This is a genomic window from Paenibacillus sp. MY03 (genome assembly GCF_002165585.1).
Lineage (GTDB): Bacteria > Bacillota > Bacilli > Paenibacillales > Paenibacillaceae > Pristimantibacillus > Pristimantibacillus agaridevorans.
In genome coordinates, this window is sequence record NZ_MXQD01000015.1 from 65281 (window position 1) to 83503 (window position 18223).

At 53.0% G+C, this 18223-nt stretch carries 12 protein-coding genes; 1 reads left to right on the forward strand and 11 read right to left on the reverse strand.

The annotated features are described in order from the left end of the window. Window positions 1–67: 67 nt before the first annotated feature. The 6 genes from B1748_RS16845 to B1748_RS16870 form a co-directional block, all read right to left on the reverse strand. Window positions 68–1744 carry a response regulator gene (locus tag B1748_RS16845; protein ID WP_087569100.1) on the reverse strand — a complete coding sequence of 559 codons (1677 nt, stop codon included), beginning with the start codon at window positions 1742–1744 and terminating at the stop codon, window positions 68–70. Then, on the reverse strand, window positions 1729–3471 hold the full coding sequence (locus B1748_RS16850) for a sensor histidine kinase (RefSeq protein ID WP_256975728.1): 1743 nt from the start codon (window positions 3469–3471) through the stop codon (window positions 1729–1731). The genes B1748_RS16845 and B1748_RS16850 overlap by 16 nt, the downstream gene beginning before the upstream one ends. A gap of 32 nt (window positions 3472–3503) precedes the next feature. Then, on the reverse strand, window positions 3504–6032 hold the full coding sequence (locus B1748_RS16855) for a glycoside hydrolase family 2 protein (protein WP_087569102.1): 2529 nt from the start codon (window positions 6030–6032) through the stop codon (window positions 3504–3506). A gap of 232 nt (window positions 6033–6264) precedes the next feature. After that, window positions 6265–7995: a sensor histidine kinase gene (locus B1748_RS16860; RefSeq protein WP_087569103.1), complete on the reverse strand. Its 1731-nt coding sequence runs from the start codon at window positions 7993–7995 to the stop codon at window positions 6265–6267. 30 nt (window positions 7996–8025) lie between these two features. Then, complete coding sequence (locus B1748_RS16865) at window positions 8026–9651, reverse strand: response regulator transcription factor (RefSeq protein ID WP_087569104.1); 1626 nt, start codon at window positions 9649–9651, stop codon at window positions 8026–8028. Window positions 9652–9912: 261 nt separating this feature from the next. Further along, window positions 9913–10686 carry a phytanoyl-CoA dioxygenase family protein gene (locus B1748_RS16870; RefSeq protein WP_087569105.1) on the reverse strand — a complete coding sequence of 258 codons (774 nt, stop codon included), beginning with the start codon at window positions 10684–10686 and terminating at the stop codon, window positions 9913–9915. 127 nt (window positions 10687–10813) lie between these two features. On the opposite strand from B1748_RS16870, the gene B1748_RS16875 reads away from it, so the two are divergent. After that, the gene (locus B1748_RS16875) at window positions 10814–11704 is read left to right on the forward strand and encodes an AraC family transcriptional regulator (protein ID WP_087569106.1); all 891 of its coding nucleotides are present in this window, start codon (window positions 10814–10816) and stop codon (window positions 11702–11704) included. Between the two features lie 26 nt (window positions 11705–11730). Here B1748_RS16875 and B1748_RS16880 read toward each other — a convergent pair whose 3' ends face one another. The 5 genes from B1748_RS16880 to B1748_RS16900 form a co-directional block, all read right to left on the reverse strand. Further along, window positions 11731–12546, reverse strand: a complete 816-nt coding sequence (locus tag B1748_RS16880; protein WP_256975721.1) for a sugar phosphate isomerase/epimerase family protein — start codon at window positions 12544–12546, stop codon at window positions 11731–11733. 31 nt (window positions 12547–12577) lie between these two features. Further along, window positions 12578–13444, reverse strand: a complete 867-nt coding sequence (locus B1748_RS16885; RefSeq protein ID WP_087569108.1) for an AraC family transcriptional regulator — start codon at window positions 13442–13444, stop codon at window positions 12578–12580. A gap of 82 nt (window positions 13445–13526) precedes the next feature. Further along, the gene (locus B1748_RS16890; protein ID WP_087569109.1) at window positions 13527–14264 is read right to left on the reverse strand and encodes a phytanoyl-CoA dioxygenase family protein; all 738 of its coding nucleotides are present in this window, start codon (window positions 14262–14264) and stop codon (window positions 13527–13529) included. Window positions 14265–14372: 108 nt separating this feature from the next. Further along, entirely contained in the window at window positions 14373–16139 is a 1767-nt protein-coding gene (locus B1748_RS16895) for a glycoside hydrolase family 2 protein (protein WP_087569110.1), read from the reverse strand. Window positions 16140–16149: 10 nt separating this feature from the next. Beyond that, complete coding sequence (locus B1748_RS16900) at window positions 16150–18165, reverse strand: alpha-L-arabinofuranosidase C-terminal domain-containing protein (RefSeq protein ID WP_087569111.1); 2016 nt, start codon at window positions 18163–18165, stop codon at window positions 16150–16152. Window positions 18166–18223: the final 58 nt, after the last annotated feature.

Here is an 18223-nt window from a genome sequence, read left to right on the forward strand (position 1 = left end):
CTTGGATGAATGCGTTCTCATCTCAGTTTGATTATAAGCAGTGAAACTTTCGTATGTAAGATACGAGTTATGACCTCTTTTCCATGCTTTTCTTTACTTCGCGATATTCTTGCGGCGTCATTTGCACCTGGCTTTTGAAAAAACGAATAAACGCCAAACTGGATTGATAGCCTACAGCCTGCGCAATATCCTGCACCTTCATATCACTTTCAAGCAGCATAAATTGAGCTCTCTCGAGCTTCAAATCCAATACATATTCCCGCAAACCTCGACCGGTCATTTGTTTATACAGCCTGGACAAATAAGATGAGTTAAAATTCGCACGCTCCGCCAACGTCTTCAAAGACACATCGTTCATCAGATTATGTTCGACATAATCATGAATTTTTTCGATCACGCCATGGGATTGCTCCCGCCTTTCTTTTTCGATGCAGTCGAAAATATAAAGCGCCGCCTCGGTAAACCGACTTTTGATTTCGCTGGCGGATTTCGAATCGATTGCTGTATAAATGCGTTTGGGGTCGTAGAGCTCGCGGGCAATGGCTCTCCTGTTTGTTTTGGAAATATAGTAGACAAGGGTGGAAGCCAAACCGTGAAGATAACCTAACCGATAATAGACTGGCGTTTTATTGTCGAATGATACATCCAAATATTCTTCAAACGTTTGGAAAAAGAGCCAACGTTGATTGTTTTCCAGATAATCCGTCAACCTGTTCAGTCTTTCGAAACGCGGTCGCTCTTCTTCGCCTTCTTCCGAGAAGTCGGCGTCACTGCCGCCAGCGCGATCGGCCAGCTCATCGTCCGTGACCAAAATTTCTCGGTTTACGCCAAGCCCCCAGCCTAACTCCAGACACAGGTCGTCGTATTTTTGCGCGATATCGCGCCAAATAACAGGCTTTCTGCCGATCAGTATCGATAGGGTAATCTGAAATAAATTTCGGCAGGTATTCTGAACGTTCTCGAAAATCCCCAGCAAAAGGTCTGGAAAGGTGTCCGATAACGTATCGCTTTCCGTGCCGCTTTTAACCGGTTGGATGAGCCAGATACATTTGGATGGTTCATTGGGAATCGCGAAGTATCGGAACAAATTAGGCGCATATTCCTCGAATACATGCTGTACCAAATAAATCGATTGAATTTCCTCCGGCTCCAGGTTGTCCCCCGTCTGCCCGTCTATGCGCCCGATCGTCACGAAGACGGGTTTGGAGGGATCAAGCGGGATTTGCAACAAATCGAATTGGTTTTTTCTTACTTCGGCGGATACTTGTTTCCCCCGCAGAATGTCCCCCAAAAATGCTCTTTGCATGTTGGGAAGCGACTCTCGCAACTGCTCCTTCGTTTTGGCGTAGAGTTCGTCCCGTTCGAATTCCTCATTTAGCGATCGAATGGCTTTATCGACGGATTCAACGATTTTCTCATCGTCTTCGGTCTTCAGAATATAATCGAATGCTCCCAGTGAAATGGCATCCTTCGAATATTTGAAGTCGCTATAGCTGGTCAAGAGAATAACTTTGCACCGCGGCCAATGATCTTTGATTTGTTTCAGCATGTCCAAGCCCGACATACCGGGCATCTTGATATCGGATATAACGATATCGACTTTGTTGGATTTCATTAAATGGAGTGTTTCAAACGCCGAGACGGCGGACAGAATCTCCAGGTCCTCGCGATGCAAATCCTCGAAAAATTGCACCATACTCTGCACGATAATAGGCAAGTCGTCGACAATCAGCAATCTGTACATGACGATCCGCTCCCTCCGCTTATCCTTACTTCCACTCTTAGTCCGCCCAGACTGCTGCGGGATACTTCGATCCCCGATTCGTCGCCGAACTTGATCCGCAGCCGATTGTGAATATTGATTAAGGCCGTTCCTTCGCCTACAGACGTTTCCCGGGCATTTAAACTTTGGCGAATATGTTCGATGACCGAGGACTCAAGTTCATCTCCATTGTCTTCAATAATGACAGAGACACCGCTTCCATTTTGCGAGAATGAAAGCTTCAATATACCTTTTGTCAATTTATTCTCGAGCGAATGCTCGAACGCATTTTCCAGGATGGGCTGCAAAATCAGACGCGGTACTTTTAAGGCCAGCGACTGGGGAGGCGGAGGCTCCAATTCGATTTGCACCCTTTCGGTATAACAAATCAATTGAATATTGGTATAAGCTTTTGCAAACAAAAATTCCTGTTCCAGCGTAATTTCGTCTTGTTCATCCTTGGTTACATAACGCAAATATTCGCCGATGTACTTGGCAAAAACGTATGCGCGGTCATTGTCCCCCGCCTTGATCAACCTGGCCAATATAAAATGGTTATTATAAAGAAAATGGGGATTAATCTGCGACTGGAGTCTCTTTAATTCCGCTCTCTGGCTATTGATTTTCTGCTCATACACTTCCCCTATCAGCTGACCAAGCCGATTAATCATATTGTTGAATCTTTCATACAAAAATCCGAATTCGTCTCTTCTGTCATGAGAAATTTTGACCTGCAAATCCCCCGCTTCCATTCTGCGAAAGGATTGAACCAAATACACCAACGGTCTGTGAATAATGCGCCGGATCCAATAGGAAAACAAAAAAATGAAGCCTATGGAGGTGATGGACAGAATCCAGAACCAAACGGTATACAATCGCACAGGTCCCATAATCTCCCTCTCGGGAATAAAGGTCATGTAGGTCAAACCAAGATAATCGGAGCTTTCGTAGGCTGCATAGTACTCCCTGTTTTCTACTTGGATAAAACCCGATCCGCTATTTTTATTTTCATGAACGGTATCGGCAATAAAATGGACGAACGCTTCCGTATCCGCAATAGAGCTTGCATTGGCAATCACGCGATTATTATGTTTGTCCAATAGCAGCGAGCCTTCATTTTCGAAGGTTCTTTTGCTGTTCATGGATTTGATAATCTCATCGGTAGAGAGCTCGATCGAAAGCAAATACAACAACATTTTGTCGGCGACATCCCTTCCCGGATAGGGCAAACTCATAAACAACCGGCCATCTATCATCAGCAGCCGATTCTCGTTATGCCGACTAAGAATGTCAAGCCATTCCTGATCGATACTTGTCAAATACTCATAGGCTGTAATTGTTCTGTCGATGGCGGGGATAAATATCCCCGTATTTTTAATCAACGAGCTGGACATCTGCATAATCTGCAGACGTTTTTGCAAGGCAAGCGTGATCCGAAACCGTTCAAAGATATCGAGACCTTCGCTAATGGTGCTAAGCTGCAACAAATCCGCATCCATCACATAATCGCTTTTGAGCCGGGTAATTCTTTCGATCTCGTCTTCCATATTGTCGATGTAAGAACTTACGCGAAACTGCAAGGAGCTTGTTATTTGCGATTTATTTTGTTCCGCTCCTTTTATGTTAATAAAAAGATTCGCCACATAGAGCGGTACCGCTACCAGCAGGAACGCCATAAGCAGTTGATTATATATGGTGCGCGGTCTCATAAGCTTCAATGCTCCACCTCCAAGCCTCAGCTTCAGTCGGTATTCCAAGCCTGTACGGCAACATCCCAATTTCCGTTTATGCCGACCTCTCTCGTTTCTCCCGGGTTGATCCAAAAGTAATTATCTTCTGCAACCATCTCGTTTGAGTTGGCCGAACTTATGCTCACGCCAACGGCGGGTATGTTCCCTGTGTTTCGGATCATCAATTTGTCGCGATGCCTCTCGCTTTGCAGCGTTGTTCTCGGCAATCGGAACAGACAGCCTCGGTCGGATAAATAATTAAGCCAGTAGAATGACCGATATCTGACCCTGCCCTCCAATCGCAGCTCGCAAACCATAAACAAAGGCGTATGGTTTATTTGCTCTTTTGTTAAAGAGAACTGGCCCAATTGCTGGCGAATGGGGATCGTCCCATGCCCGCAAAAAAACGTTTTTTTCACTTCCCGCAGCGTCGAACCGAATGCCGTCACTTCAACCTCCCAGTTTTGACCGGCGAGACAATTGGAATCATCCAGAATAAAAACGGGTGCATCCATCGGAGAATCCCCTGGATTTAAGCCGTCCAGCAGAACAACGGCAGCAAGCGGAGAATAGGCATCCTGGACAAAATAATAAGCAAGTTTGGGCGCGCCATACCAATCGACTATCGACCAGGAGACGGACGGGCAGTTATCGTTCAGTTTGTAGAAGGCAACCCCCGCTGCTTCCGGCCACCGTGTTCTGGCTAATTCGAGCGTATGGCGCATCCCTGTAGCCTGTGCAAGCTGCGTTCCCAGCACAAACGCCTCCATGCTGCTATTGTCGATAAAATCGGCAACGTAATGCGACAGCCTGCTCATATCTTCATTGCGATTAAACACCGGGGTCTTATGGGCAAACGTCCCGAACGGCGGAGGCGGCCACGCTTCCCATTCGTGTTGCGGAATGTATTTCTTTACCGACTCCAGGTTTGGAGCCGATGCGAGGCCGAACTCGCCAAGGAACGGCGACTCCAGCTTTAAATTACGATCCAGAGGCTGACGCCCCCAATAGACATCGTAATTGTTCAGGCTGCCTCCCCACGGCTGCGTGCGTCTGAAAGTTCTTGTCCCATCCAATTCGTAGCTTAAGCGCCCCATCATATCAATGGCTTCGCCAGTCGGATCCGGCGACTCGTTGCCTCCGCCCCACTGAACGAGCGACGGATGATTGCGCAGGCGCATCATATTTTGTCTCACGGTTTTTTCCAGAATCGAGATCGGTTGAACTTTATGACTGTCCCAAGCAGTCGGCCATTCTTGGTAGACCATAATGCCCATACGGTCGGCCAGGTCGTAAAATTCGTCCGTTTCCGGCAATCCCGCTCCCCAAGCGCGCATGAATTGAATATGGGATCGGCGAGCCAGATCCATAAACCGCGCGTATCTCTCCTTATCGAATCTCATCAAAGCGTCAATGGTGCACCAGTTGGTTCCTTTGGCGAAGACGGCTCTCCCGTTAACTTGCAGGGCCCAGTTGTATAGCTCCGGATCCGGTCCTCCCGGCAATGGATTAAATTGAACTTGTCTTACACCGAAGATGACCTCCTTCCGGTCGCCAATACCCTCCTTCGGAATAAAAATCAGGTTCATGCGATACAGATGGGGATCCCCCAGCCCATTAGGCCACCATAACCTATGTTCCGGTATCTGAAACTCGAATTGCATCTCCGGCCCGATCTCCGACGACCGGACTTCATACTCGAAACCGAATGAATTCCCATCGAAATTATCCGGCTCAATTTCGACATACAAAGTGCCTTCCCGTTCGTGCGTTCCTCCCTCCAGATGAACCGACAAATTCATCGTGCCTGCCATGAAATCTCTTGTTGCAATAAAGGGATTTTTTATTTCAACGACCGGCTTTTCTTCCAAAATAACCGTTCTCCAAATGCCTGTAGCCGGCACATCGATATAATGCCAGCCGTACACATTGTTAAACACAACCGTATCCATCCACCCTACGTTCATGCCGATCCAGTAAGGATTGGGCTCCCCCTCGCTGATTCGATAAGGCGCTGGCTCCAGTCTGACCAACAAGGTGTTGCAATCCTTCTTCATCGACTCGGCAATATCGAATTCGAAAGAGGTAAACATGCCTTGATTGGCAGCAACCTGATGATCGTTGAACCAGACGGTGCAGGAGTCGCATACCCCGTTAAATACAATTCGCATAGCCGTCGAATCGGCAGGAATTTTTATTTCCTTTTTAAACCACCATGCGCAAAAACTCTGATCTCTTGCAATTGAATCATTTTTCCCTTCATAGGGATCGGGAATTTTTCCGGCATTCATCAATGCGGTGTGAACGCTTCCAGGAACGACGGCCGGCCACCACTCTCCCGACGGTCCGTTCGTTTCCTCGGAATGTTTAGAGATGAACCATTGATCATCCAACATGTATTTTCGAGCATAGCTCGCTTTCGATGGATCTTGCGGAGTTACCCTATCCATTCTAACATTTACGGATTTTTTGCTGAAGGGTATGGTTCCCGGATTAAAAGACAAACGCTCTGTCTCATCCAGACTATTTCGTGTAATCAAACGGATCTCTTCCTCTCAAATTGGCATTACGTACATTATATTCGCAGCCGTTGCCCATCTATAGAGACACTTCTTTACAATGAAATAGATATTCTTTTACTTTTCGAATACTCATTGCCGGACCCAAATAAAAAGGCCCCGAATAACCCTGCGCGGTGCAGGATCTTCGGGGTGAGTCAATCGTGATTTGAATAAACCAGCAGGTCGTACGTGCGGCCATGTTGTACTAACATTAATCCTGCGGCTTGATCGTCGGTTTGAGCGGCAAATGGATGACGGCGCGAAGGCCGCCGCCCTCGCGTGCCTCGTAGCGAAGGCCGTAGGCTTCGCCGTAGTGGAGCTGCACGCGCTGATGCACGTTGCGGATGCCGTAGCCTTTGTCGGACGCGTCGCCCCGCACGATCGCGGCGAGCCGCTCCATGTCCACCGGCAGGAAGCCGTTGTCCTCGACGATGAGCAGCAGCTCGTCGCCGTCTCCCCGGCGAATGCAGATGCGCAAGACGCCTTCCCCGTCCATCGTGCTGACGCCGTGGAAGATGGCGTTCTCCACCAGCGGCTGCATGATGACCTTGGGCGTCGTATACGCCAGCAGCTTCTCGTCGATGTCCCACTCCACCTCGAACGTATCCGGGTACCGCTTCATCTGCAGACGGCTGTACGCCTGCACATGCTCCAGCTCCTCCCCGATCGTGATCATCGTGCGTCCTTTGCTGAGACCGATCCGCAGCAGCTTGGACAGATCCTTTACCATCTCGCCGACGTCGGTATTGCCGCTGTCCAAAGCGTACCAGTAGATGGAATCCAGCGTGTTATAGAGTAAGTGGGGCGTAATCTGGGAATGCAGCATGGAAAGCTCGTATTCCTTCTGCTTGATCTGCATGCCGTAATTGTCCTCGAACGACTGATCGAGACGTTTGGTCATCTTTAGGAACGCCCCGTACAAGATGCCGAACTCGTCCGCCCGCAACGGCTCATTGCCGATATCCAGACTTTTGCCCGGCTCATACAGCTTCGTAATCGTGACCAGCCGAACCAGCGGCTTCACAACAATCCGAAGCAGATACAGCACAAACGCCAGCACAAAGACGAGGTACAGCGCAGACAGCGCCATCAACGTGACAAGCAGCGCCGATTGATTGCCCGTGATGGAGTCGTAAGGGATTTTGTAGACGAGCGTCGTATCGTAGGCGGGCTTGCGGGAGAAGGCATACAGCCACTTCCCGTCCCCCTCCTTGGCAAAATAAAAACCCGACGTCCCCCGTCTCGCCTCCTCCGGAATTTCCGAGAGCGCCGCGCTGTCGGGACCAGCCTTCATCAGAAGCTCGTCCTGGGCGTTGAACAGGTACAGCCCCGCATGCTCCGGCAGCTGAACGGAGACAAGATCCCGCGTCAGCAGCACCTCCAGCTTGGTAACGACGAGCAAGCCAATGGATTCGGAATACGACTTGGGATTCTGGATGCTCCGCATAAAGCCGATCGTCTTGCCGCCGCCCGGCAGCGAAATATGCCTTACGCCGGCCCCGCCTCCTTGCTCCATTGCATGCATCGCCCAGTCCGGGAGACCCGTCATATATTCGCCGAAATATTTGAAGCCCCTTTCCTTGTACATGGTATCGAAGGGCGTTTGCCTGCCATCCACATTTTTCATATATAGAGTATATTCGGTGCCATCCGACGACCAGCTCTCCAAAATGGAATCCGCCTCGCTGATCTGGCCAAGCGTCTCGACGCCTGTCCAAAAGCTGTATTGTTTCATATTGCTGAAAAAATGATTATCCATAAACGTCAGCGACTTATCGTTGACGGAGGATAACGTCTTCTCGATCGTGACGTGGTTTTGATTGACGAGTTGAAGCGTCGTCCGGCCGATCTCGTCCGTCATGGAATTCGAGGTACGGATGACCGAGATCCAGCTCACGACGAGAAACGGAGCCACGATAAACAGGAGGAATGCGATCGTCACCTTGTATTTGAGCCGCAGCTTACTCCCCCCCTAAGCTTCCTTGCGGAATTCGGCGGGGCTGACGCCCGCATACCGTTTGAACATCCGGCTAAAGTGTTCCGGCGATTCGTAACCAACCTCGTAAGCCACCTCGTACCGTTTCTTGTCCGTCGTCGCGAGCAATCGCTTCGCTTCTTCGATCCGAAGCTCCGTAACGTAATCCCACAGGTTTTTTTTCATTTCGCGCTTGAACAGATAACCCAAATACGCCGTGCTGAAATGCACCTCGCCCGCGATATCTTGAATCTTGAGAGCCGGATTGCGGAAATGCTGGCGAATGTAGCCCGTTATCCGCGCAAGAATGGATTGATCGCGCTCCTTGCCGAGCTCATAGACCAGCACCTCCGCCTCCGCCAAATAATCGCTTAACTTCGTCAGCCTCGCCTCTCCCGCCAGACCCTGGAAATAAGCGGCGGGGTCGAAACGCTGCAGTTGTACGCCGCGGCCGTTCCCTTGCTCGAGAATCAGCCCGTACACGCGGTAGACAAGCATGCCGAAGCAGCTGCTGGTCAGCCCCTCCGAATGACCCAGCTCGCCCAGCGTGCGGACCATAGCCGCATGATTGACGAAACCCGCCGTGCCGTTCGCGGATTTTAAAGTCCCGATATATTCGTCCACCTTCGCCATCCACTGCGTAATGTTAAGGTTATCCTGCGTCGCGACATCCTCGTAATAAAACACCTTTTGTCCCGGATGCAGCTTCCGCCATTCGGCCGCCGCGTTCGCCTCTTCCATCAGCTTGGGCAGCGTAAATACGTCCTCGCTCAGCCGACTCATCCCCACCGTCGCGTCGACGTTCAAATATTGCTTCACGTTCATGGAGATAATCTGCCCGATGAGGTGGAGCTGCGACTGCAACTGCTGCGGTCCTTCGGACAACTCCCGCTCGCTCAATTGAATAATGCCGACAAGCTCGTTGCCGTAGCCGTTAAAGGTAAGTCCGCTCCACTCCCGAAGGCTTTCATCCATTATATTAACCGTAGCGTACTTGAGCAGCTTGCGGTCCTGCAGCCGAATCTCCCGCTTGCTGAACCCGCCGCTGCTGAGATCCAGCCTGACGGAGACGACGCCGTAATGGCAGCCGTTCCGCTCGCCGCCCAGCTCGTCGATGAGATCCTCGTAATCCGCTTTGGCCAGATTCCGTTCCGTAACCAGCTCCAGCAGCAGCTCGTTGCGCCGCGCCGCGCCGGTCCTCTCCTCCTCGCCCTCGCGTATTGTCCGCTCTAGCGATTGTTTGCCGTGCTCTTCCTTCTCCCGCAGCACCCGGCCGACGATGCGCAGCAGCTCTGCAAGCTCCACCGGCTTGACGAGATAGTCTCTCGCCCCGAGTCTCAGCGACTTCTTCGCGAAATCGAATTTTTCGTGCGCGGAGATGACGATGACGGGCAGATGGGGCTGCTCCATATAGATCGTCTCCATCAGCTCCAGACCGCTCATCCGGCTCATCTGGATATCGGTAAGCACCAGATCGAAGGTTTCCATGCGCAAATAATCGATAGCTTCGAAGCCGTTCAGCGCCGTCTCCACATGAGTAATTTGCAGCTCGGATGACAGCAGGACATTTTTAATCCCGGCGCTTACTCTCGGCTCGTCGTCTACGACCAAAATTTTGTACATGTCGGATCCCTCCCGTACGATTATGCCCGTCTATTAGCAGCAGAGCCGCCGTACGTAAGGGCACGGCGGCTCTGCTATTGGCATTCTCAGTATAACGCATAATCCATGCACAGGACGATGATGAAATCCATGGAGTTCGTGATGTATCGCAAGCTTCGTATATGAGCTATCATCCGCATTGTTCTCCTCAAACAACAAGCCTCCTTCGCCGAGCTTGCTGTATGGGCAAGTTCGGCCAAAGAGGCCGGTCATTCTTTCATCCTATTCGACTATGCGGTAGTTCGGCCTCGCGCGGGAGAAGTCCGGATTCTCGCCGCTGACCATCAGTCCCATGCCCCAATCGAAGTGGACATTTTCCGTCGGAACGTCTGATGCGTCGCGGTATTGGAACAGGACGTTCCGCCGCGTTCTCGGGCTTTTGTTGACGTCGGAGCCGTGAATGGTCAGATAGTTGAAGAACAACACGTCGCCCGCTTGAGCCGGACACGGCGTTCCCGACGAGATCGGATGCTCTTTATGGTTTAGATAATGGGCGCCGACATGGGGCATCGGCCCTTGCTTGTGCGAACCGGGGACCACGCACAAGCAGCCGTTTTCCATGTCTGCATCGTCCAGGTGCACGCTCGCCGCCAGCATGGAATGATCGCGGTGAGGGAAGTACGGATAATCCTGGTGCATCGGAAACGCCGCCCCATTGGATGGCGGCTTTACAAGCATCTTGGAGTGGTGCAGCTGCACGTTCGGTCCGATGATGCCGTTTAACGCTTTTACCATATTGGGATGCGTCGCGGCCCTGGTAAATGACGCGTCATGGTAGTGCACGTCGTGAAACCCCTTCAGAACCAGCTTCTTTAATTGCTCCGGCTCCAGATAATCGCCCTGCCACGCGTGATTGGCATCGGCCTTCGCGCGTGCCGCCCTCTGAATAATGCTCTCGACGGCCGCCCTCATCTCTTCCACTTCTTGCATAGAGAAAACGCCCTTGACCAGCAAATACCCATTCTCTTTGTAAAATTGTACATCAGCCTGATTCATGCCTGATCCTTCTCCTTCGCAAATATAGGATGCAATCTACGTTCATTATAGGTATTCTATACATAAATCGTATTTGCACCTATCGGACGCCTTTTTGCAAAATTCCGCCAAGGGAGGTCGGATTGATATGTTTCAGTGGCAACAAAGCCAGGAAAGACTTAACCGGCAAGCCGGACTGCTGCAGGGCGAACGGCTCACCTTTCATGTGCATTATTGGGGAGTTTCCCGGCACCTGGTGGCCAATCCGGTCCACAAGCATTCGTTTTTCGAAATCTGTTACGTCGAGGGCGGAACGGGGATTTATACCGAAGGCGATCGGGAATATTCGTTGCATAGAGGCGTGTTGTTCTGCTCCAGGCCCGGCGTCGTCCACCAAATCAGGGATGTAAACGAGCTTGATCTGCTGTACGTCGCGTTCGAACCGGACGAGAAGCAGTCGGATCCGGCCGAGCTCGAATCCTACCTGGATGCGCTTGGGCAAGGAGAGGTCTGGATGGATAATCAGTCGGGTTCTCCTATCGCGGGATTGTGGCGGTCCCTACTCGTGCCGGATTCGTACGCCGGCGCCTTATCCGCCGGCGTTCTTCCCGCGCTTGCGCATTCGCTGCTCGCTTCGTTCCCGGACTTGCTCGGCGTTGCTCGCAGTTCGAATCGCCCGCCCGTCCGGACCGACTCCTCGATCCTCGTGCAGCGCACCAAACAATATATTCGCGACAATCTGGCAGGCGACCTCTCCCAGCAGCAAGTCGCCCGTCTCCTAAATGTGTCCGAGAGGCATCTGTCAAGGCTGTTTGCCGAGAACATCAAAGAATCCTACACGATAACCGTACGGAACGAACGCATTCGCGCAGCCGAGGAGCTGCTGATCCGGACCGGAACGCCGATTAAGGAAATTGCCGAACAGGTCGGGTTCTCGTCCGTTCATTATTTCACCCGCTCCTTTACGCAAAAAAAAGGCATGCCGCCGGCCGCTTACCGCGAAGCAAACTGGCGACATGCCGATCATCTCCATCCCTAGTCCGCTATTTCATCTGTGGCCGTTCGTTACGATGTCATCCATTGCTCGTATTGCTTTTTCAAGCGATCCGTCATCCACTCGTTCACTTCCCACAAATCCGATACCGGCTTGTTCGTAAACGGATCGGTCGGCATGTAGCCGGGAGGACCGAACTCCGCCGTAAAGGTAGCTTGCTCCCTTCCTGCGGCAGCTTGAACGGCAAATATCCGCTCCCACCAGCCCAAGAACAAGCCGAGCTCCTTCTCGAAATAGGGAGAGGCCGGATGCGGCACCTGCGGCCCCTCCGGAAATCCGATCCGGCCATGAACGTGGATCGTTCTTTGGATCGCAAGCTCGATCGCCTCCTCCTGATCCTCCAGATGCGATTCGCAGACGTTCATCCAGTGGCTGAAATCCGCCGTAATACGAAGCTCGGGAAAGCGGCGCAGCAGTCTTGCCGTTGTCCAAGGCGTAAACATCGCGCGGCCGCGATGCGTTTCATGCCCCACCGGAATGCCCCAGCGCTGCTCCGCTTTCAGGGCATGGTCGTAAAAGCGGTCTTGCTCCGCTTCGCTCATGCTGTCTTTGGCGCTATGGCAGACGATCAGGACAGGCTCGAAGCCCGCGGCTCTCTCGACTTGCTCCGAGAAGCTGGACGCATGGTCTCCGTTTGTAAAGGTCTGTACGATATAAGACAAATTGTGACGCTTAAGAGCCTGCTTAAATGCCGCTTCATCCTCCTTGGAGGGCAGCGGGGCTTCAATTCCGGCATAACCCGCGTTCGCGGCACGCTCCAGAAACTTTTCGTATGTTCCTTCCATTCCCCATAAAGCTTTAAATACGTTTAAGTTCAACTTTATCACTCCTTCTTTATGCCCATTGGCATAAACTTGATCAAGTTTTCCGTTCCGAACCGATTCTTTTTCGATAGTCTCTAGGCGACAGACCGTACTTCCTCTTAAACGATTTCTCGAAATGGGGGATCGTATTAAACCCCGAAGCATAACATATTTCGGTTATCGCCAGTCGCGTGCTGCCGAGCAGCGCGGAGGCGAAAAGAAGCCGCTTCTCGCTGACGTATTCCTGAAAGGAAATGCCCGTCTGCTTATGGAAGCATTCGCTGAAGTAGTTCGCCGACAATCCGGCGTAGGCGGCAATCGACCCAAGGGTCACCTGTTCACGGAAGTGATGCTGCAAATAAACGAGCGCTTTCCTTATGGAAGGATGCCTGTCGCTTGCCGAATCGCGAGCTGTCGAAATCCCGGCAGCCGGCAGACATCGTCTGGTCAACAGGATCAGCACCCGCTCCAGACTGCCGCGAACCAGCCACTCCTTCCCGAAGCGTTCCTCCCGGGACTCTTCCCATATGCCGCTAAATTCCCTCCTCATGCGTTCGGCGTCTTCGTCGTACAAGGTGTAGACATGCGGGGCTTCCCGTTCGAACATCTTTTCGGCTAGCTCCGGCATCACCCATGAATCCTTGAAGATCATATTGTATAGATGAATGGTCTCGCCCTCGTCCGGCACGATCTCGTGAAAGTCGGCCGTCGTCAGCAAGAAGACCATTCCCCTGCCGAGCGGGAATGGTTCTCCGTTTACCATATGGACGCCTTTGCCTGACAAGATGTATCCGAGCTCAAAAAAATCATGCCAATGGGTGTGGATTCGCCCGTTGACATCCTGCTTGAAGATACGGTAGGATTCGTTTTTTTCGAGAAACTGGCTTCCCAGCAAGCGCTCCGGCGCGCGGTCGTCCCGCATGGCTTCACCCCCTCATTTATAACCCCGGAACGAAACGCGCTGCGCCGTCAAAGGACGGCGCAGCCGATTCGCCTAGTTCCGATTATACATTTACAAAGGGGTTTCCGGCTAGATCGACGCCTCGGGCCAGCCATACTTTAAAACCGGGATTCTTTTCCGGAATCACCTTGGCGTCGGTCGCAAAGTAACGCATCGTATAGCCGCAGCGTCGATAAGGACTTGTGTTGGGCGCCGCGCCGTGAATAATACGAGAATCGTGCAGCGAACATTCGCCCGGCTCAAGTTCGAAATAAACCGCCTTCTCGGGATCCACGTTTTTTATTTCCGTCTCGAAGATGTTCTGAGCCCCGTCGACATCCTCGTAATCCGAGAAGCCGTTGCTGTGAGAGCCCGGAATAACGCGCATGCAGCCATTCTCCTTGTTGCTCGGATCGATCGCCAGCCATACGGTCACGATCTTGTCGAAGCGGCTCAATCTTCCCTTCCAGTATGCAGAATCTTCATGCCATGGCGTCTGCTTTCCGACCAAAGGCTCCTTGCAAATGAAATGGCTTGACCAAAGTCCAATATTCGGGCCGATGATCGGCTCTACCAAATCCAGCACTTCTTCGCTGAGAAGGAACTTCAGCAATCTCTCGTCGCGAAAGTGCGGCGTGTCCAGCTCGCTGTTGAGCTTTCTTCCGACCAACTCCCATTGCTCCTCGAAAATGTCGCTAAGCTCTTTCATTTTCTCCGGTCCAAAAAGCTGCTTTTTGTGGAGCAAATATCCGTTTTCCCGGTAATAGGCCGCTTCTTGTTCAGAAATAACCGCGTGACTCATGGCATTCCCTCCGTTTAATCCATCATTGTCCCTGCAAGATGATCTTATCAGAGGGAAGGGGCCCCAATCTTATGGTTCGTTCGGCAAAAGTACGCTTTTTTTCGGATGTTAGCCAAGATTGATCGCACGGATTTGCTCCAGCGGCACCTTCGGCTTGCGGTCCTCCGTCAGCAGGCCGTTAATTTCCTGCTGCACGTCGGTCACCTGCGTATAACAATATCCGCAAATATAATCGACGGACTTGATCGCTTGCGTAAGCCCTTTAAATCGCTCCATAAACGCTTCCACTGACGCCACCTGCTCTCCGTAGCCCCAGCCCTTATCCGACTGGAACGCGATGCCGCCGAATTCGCTGATGATAATGGGCTGCCCCCGGTAGCTGTAACCTTTGGCGAGGGCATACTTCCATTGGTTGCAGGTCGTCTCGCCCGACATAATTGAGTCCTTGTTGTCCCGATAACGCTGCAGAAATCCTTCGCCGGTCGCGACATAATCGTGCAGCGTCACGATATCCGAGACGGTATGCTCCCAGCCGTCGTTTACGATGACAGGACGATGGGGATCGAACGACTTGGTGAGATGGTAGATGCCCTCGGCAAACTTCTGCTGCCTCTCGTCGCGAAGAATATTTCCGATGCCCCACGACTCGTTAAACGGTACCCACGTAATGATGCTGGGATGATTATGCTGCTGCTTGACGATCTCGAGCCATTCCTTCGTAAACGCATTTACCGCTCGATCGTGGAATTCGAAGGTCGCCGCCATCTCCGACCAGACAAGAAGTCCCTTCACGTCGCACCAATACAGGAAACGGGCATCCTCGATCTTCATATGCTTGCGCACGCCGTTGTAGCCCATCTCCATGATCAGGTCGATGTCCTCGACCAACGCTTCTTCGTTTGGCGGCGTCAGATGGCTGTCCGTCCAATAACCTTGGTCCAAAATAAGACGTTGAAAGATCGGCGTATTATTAAGCAGCACCTTGCCGTTCTCGATTGAAATCTTGCGCATGCCGAAATAAGAGAGCGCCCGGTCGACGACCCGTCCTCCCGATGTCAGGACGAACTCCACGTCGTACAAGTTCGGACGGGCGGGCGTCCAATACGCCCGCTTCCACGGCCCGTTCGCCTCGTGGTTAAGATCGACCTCCACGGAGAGACAGGGACGGTCGATTCCCAGCGCGACCCGCTTGACGGGCCGGCCCTTAAACGTGACGATCGCTTCCAGCAGCAGATCGTCGCCGCCTGCCGCAACGCCGTTAACCTCGTAATCGAACCGTACGATATGACGATCGAGATCCGGCGTTATTTTGACCGCGTCCAGCCGCTGCTCCTCCACATACTCCATCCATACGGTCTGCCAAATGCCCGTGGTCTGAACGTAAAAACATTCGAAGTTGTCCGGGGTCCAGCGCTGCTTGCCCCTGGGCTGGTAGCAGCTGTCGCTGTCCGTTACCTTGACCGTAATCCGGTTGTCGGCGCCGAACGCCAAATATGGCGTCATATCGATCGAAAAAGCCGCGTAGCCGCCCTGATGACCGCCGGCCAGTTCGCCGTTCACCCATACTTTCGCTTCGTAGTCCACGGCCTGGAAATGCAGAATCGCCCGTTTCCCCGCCGCCTCCGCCGGAACGGCGATCATCCTGCTATACCAAACCTGAGGATGAAAGATCTCGATCCCGATGCCGCTCGCCTTGGTTTCGTAAGTAAACGGCACGGTAATCCGATGAGTTGCCTCGAACGTCTCCTGCCACTTCTCCTTCTCGCCAACGTTGGCATCGTCGAAGCGGAAGTCCCACTCGCCGTTAAGGTTAAGCCAGTCGCCGCGCACGAGTTGAGGTCTTGGATAGTCTTTTATATACGATTTCGTCGTCATGGCGCGCCTCCTACGCTTTCGCTTGGAATACTGCCGCATAGACGGAGTACGGCCGCAGCGGAACGCCGCTTTGCCACTCCGCCGCCGGAACGACCCGGTCGCGGCACAAAATGTTCTCCGGCTCGAAGACGCTGTTGATGGCGTCATAGCTATCGCCGGTAATTTCGTACAGCACCGTCTCTTCAGCCGCGTCGAAAGCAGCAAGCTCAAGCACGGCATTGACTTCTTCCAGCCCGCGGTTCACGATAAGTACCGTAACCGTATCGCCCGCTCCGCTAACGCCTGCCGCGACATCCAGCTCCGGCAGCGCGTCCAGCGCGACCGGCGTTTTCTTTAAGGCCGGAACGGCGAACGTGTCGCTTTCTGTCCGCACGGGAAGCATATGACGCAATCCGCGGTTCGCATACAGCTTCAAGACCTCGTAAGTCGGCGTCCCGTATACGTCAAGCGGTCTTCCGCTCCAGCCGGACTGCTTGCCGCAATATTGGTCGGCATAATAATCGCCTACCCGGATGCAGCCCCCAAGCCAGCCGTTAACCAGATCGGAGAAGCTGCCGATGTGCACCATGTCGCTTCCGCGCAGCATTTCGTTGAGGTTGGCCGCGTTGGCCACCGCCGCGCCCAGCGTATGTTCGTTCGGCAGTCCCTTGCGAATGGTGTTCGGATAATACATCGTGTTGTATTCCGTAATGGCGATCTTCACGTGTGCATGCTTTGGATTCGCCTTGATGCTCTTCGTCGTCTCCCGCACGTAATGCCGGGTGAATTCGGGAAAGGCGGAGATCGCCTTGTACCGGTCCTCCGCAGGCGTGTCGCGGTTCATGCCAAACGGTCCGTACCCGTGGTAGATGTGCAAGGTCAGATAATCGATCCGTTCGCCGGCTTGCTCGAGCACCGGCTTGTTCCACTCCTGATCGTAATGGCCGCAAGCGAGCAGCGCGATCGACGGATCGGCCGCCTTCATCGCTTCGGCGAACGATACGGTGCGCGCGGCGAACTCCTCGGCTGTGCAGGTTCCGACCTGCCATTGTCCCCACACCTCGTTGCCGATTTCCCAATACTTGACGCCGTACGGCTCGGGATGGCCGTTCGCGGCGCGCAGGGCGCCCATCGGCGTGTCGGCGTCGCCGTTGCAATATTGAATCCATTCCGCCGCTTCCTGCGGCGTCCCGGATCCGTCGTTGACTGAGATGAGAGGCTCTACGCCCAGCTCCCGGCAAAAGGCGATAAATTCGTCCGTGCCGAAATATTTGCTCGTCCAGCCGCCCCATGCTTCGTTGTACATAACCGGCCGCTCCAGGACGGGACCGATACCGTGTTCCCAGTGGTACGCGCTGATATAGTTGCCCGAGAGCCTCATCATGCCGGCGTTCAGATCCCTCGTCATGTCGATGACCTCGCTCTTTACCATGCCGATGCTGTCCGCTGCAAGCAGGGACACGTGGTCGAGCCACAGCATGCCGGTCGACACGTGATCCGTCCACCGGGGATGATCCGCCGGGATATAGACGCGAAGCTCGGCATCGGCGCAGGCGCGGGAGACGGACAGGCTCGTTTCGTATTCCCGCCAGTTATGGCTGGTTAATGCAATTGACACCCGACCCAGCGTTTCCCCTGTACGACGGTCCGCCGCTTCCACGATAAGCTCTTTTAATTCGACGGATGCCCGAGCGACGACCTTAACCGTGTAATCCGCAGGTCCCTTGAGAGCCGCCTTCTGCGCGATGCCGGCATACGCTTCGTCGTCGCTCATCGCGCGGATGCGCTGCGCGCGCCCCGAATGCTTGGGTGCGGGCGCCTCCAGCGCGTATTTGGTGCCACGGCCGTTCGTATAGGCATACCAGCTACCGGAAATTTCCCGTTTCGTTTCGGATTCGCTTTCGAAATCCATATCCTTGAGCGGGAAGGCCAGCATAGCTTCCATATGGTCGCGGATGTCCTCGACAAAGTGCCCGAACAGGTACGGGTTGACGGCATGTTCGCTTGCTCCGCCGCAATCGACTGTTATTTTCGCGTTTTTATTCACAACGGACCTCCATTGAAACGTTAATTATAATGCGCATTCAAACTATACTTCGTGATCA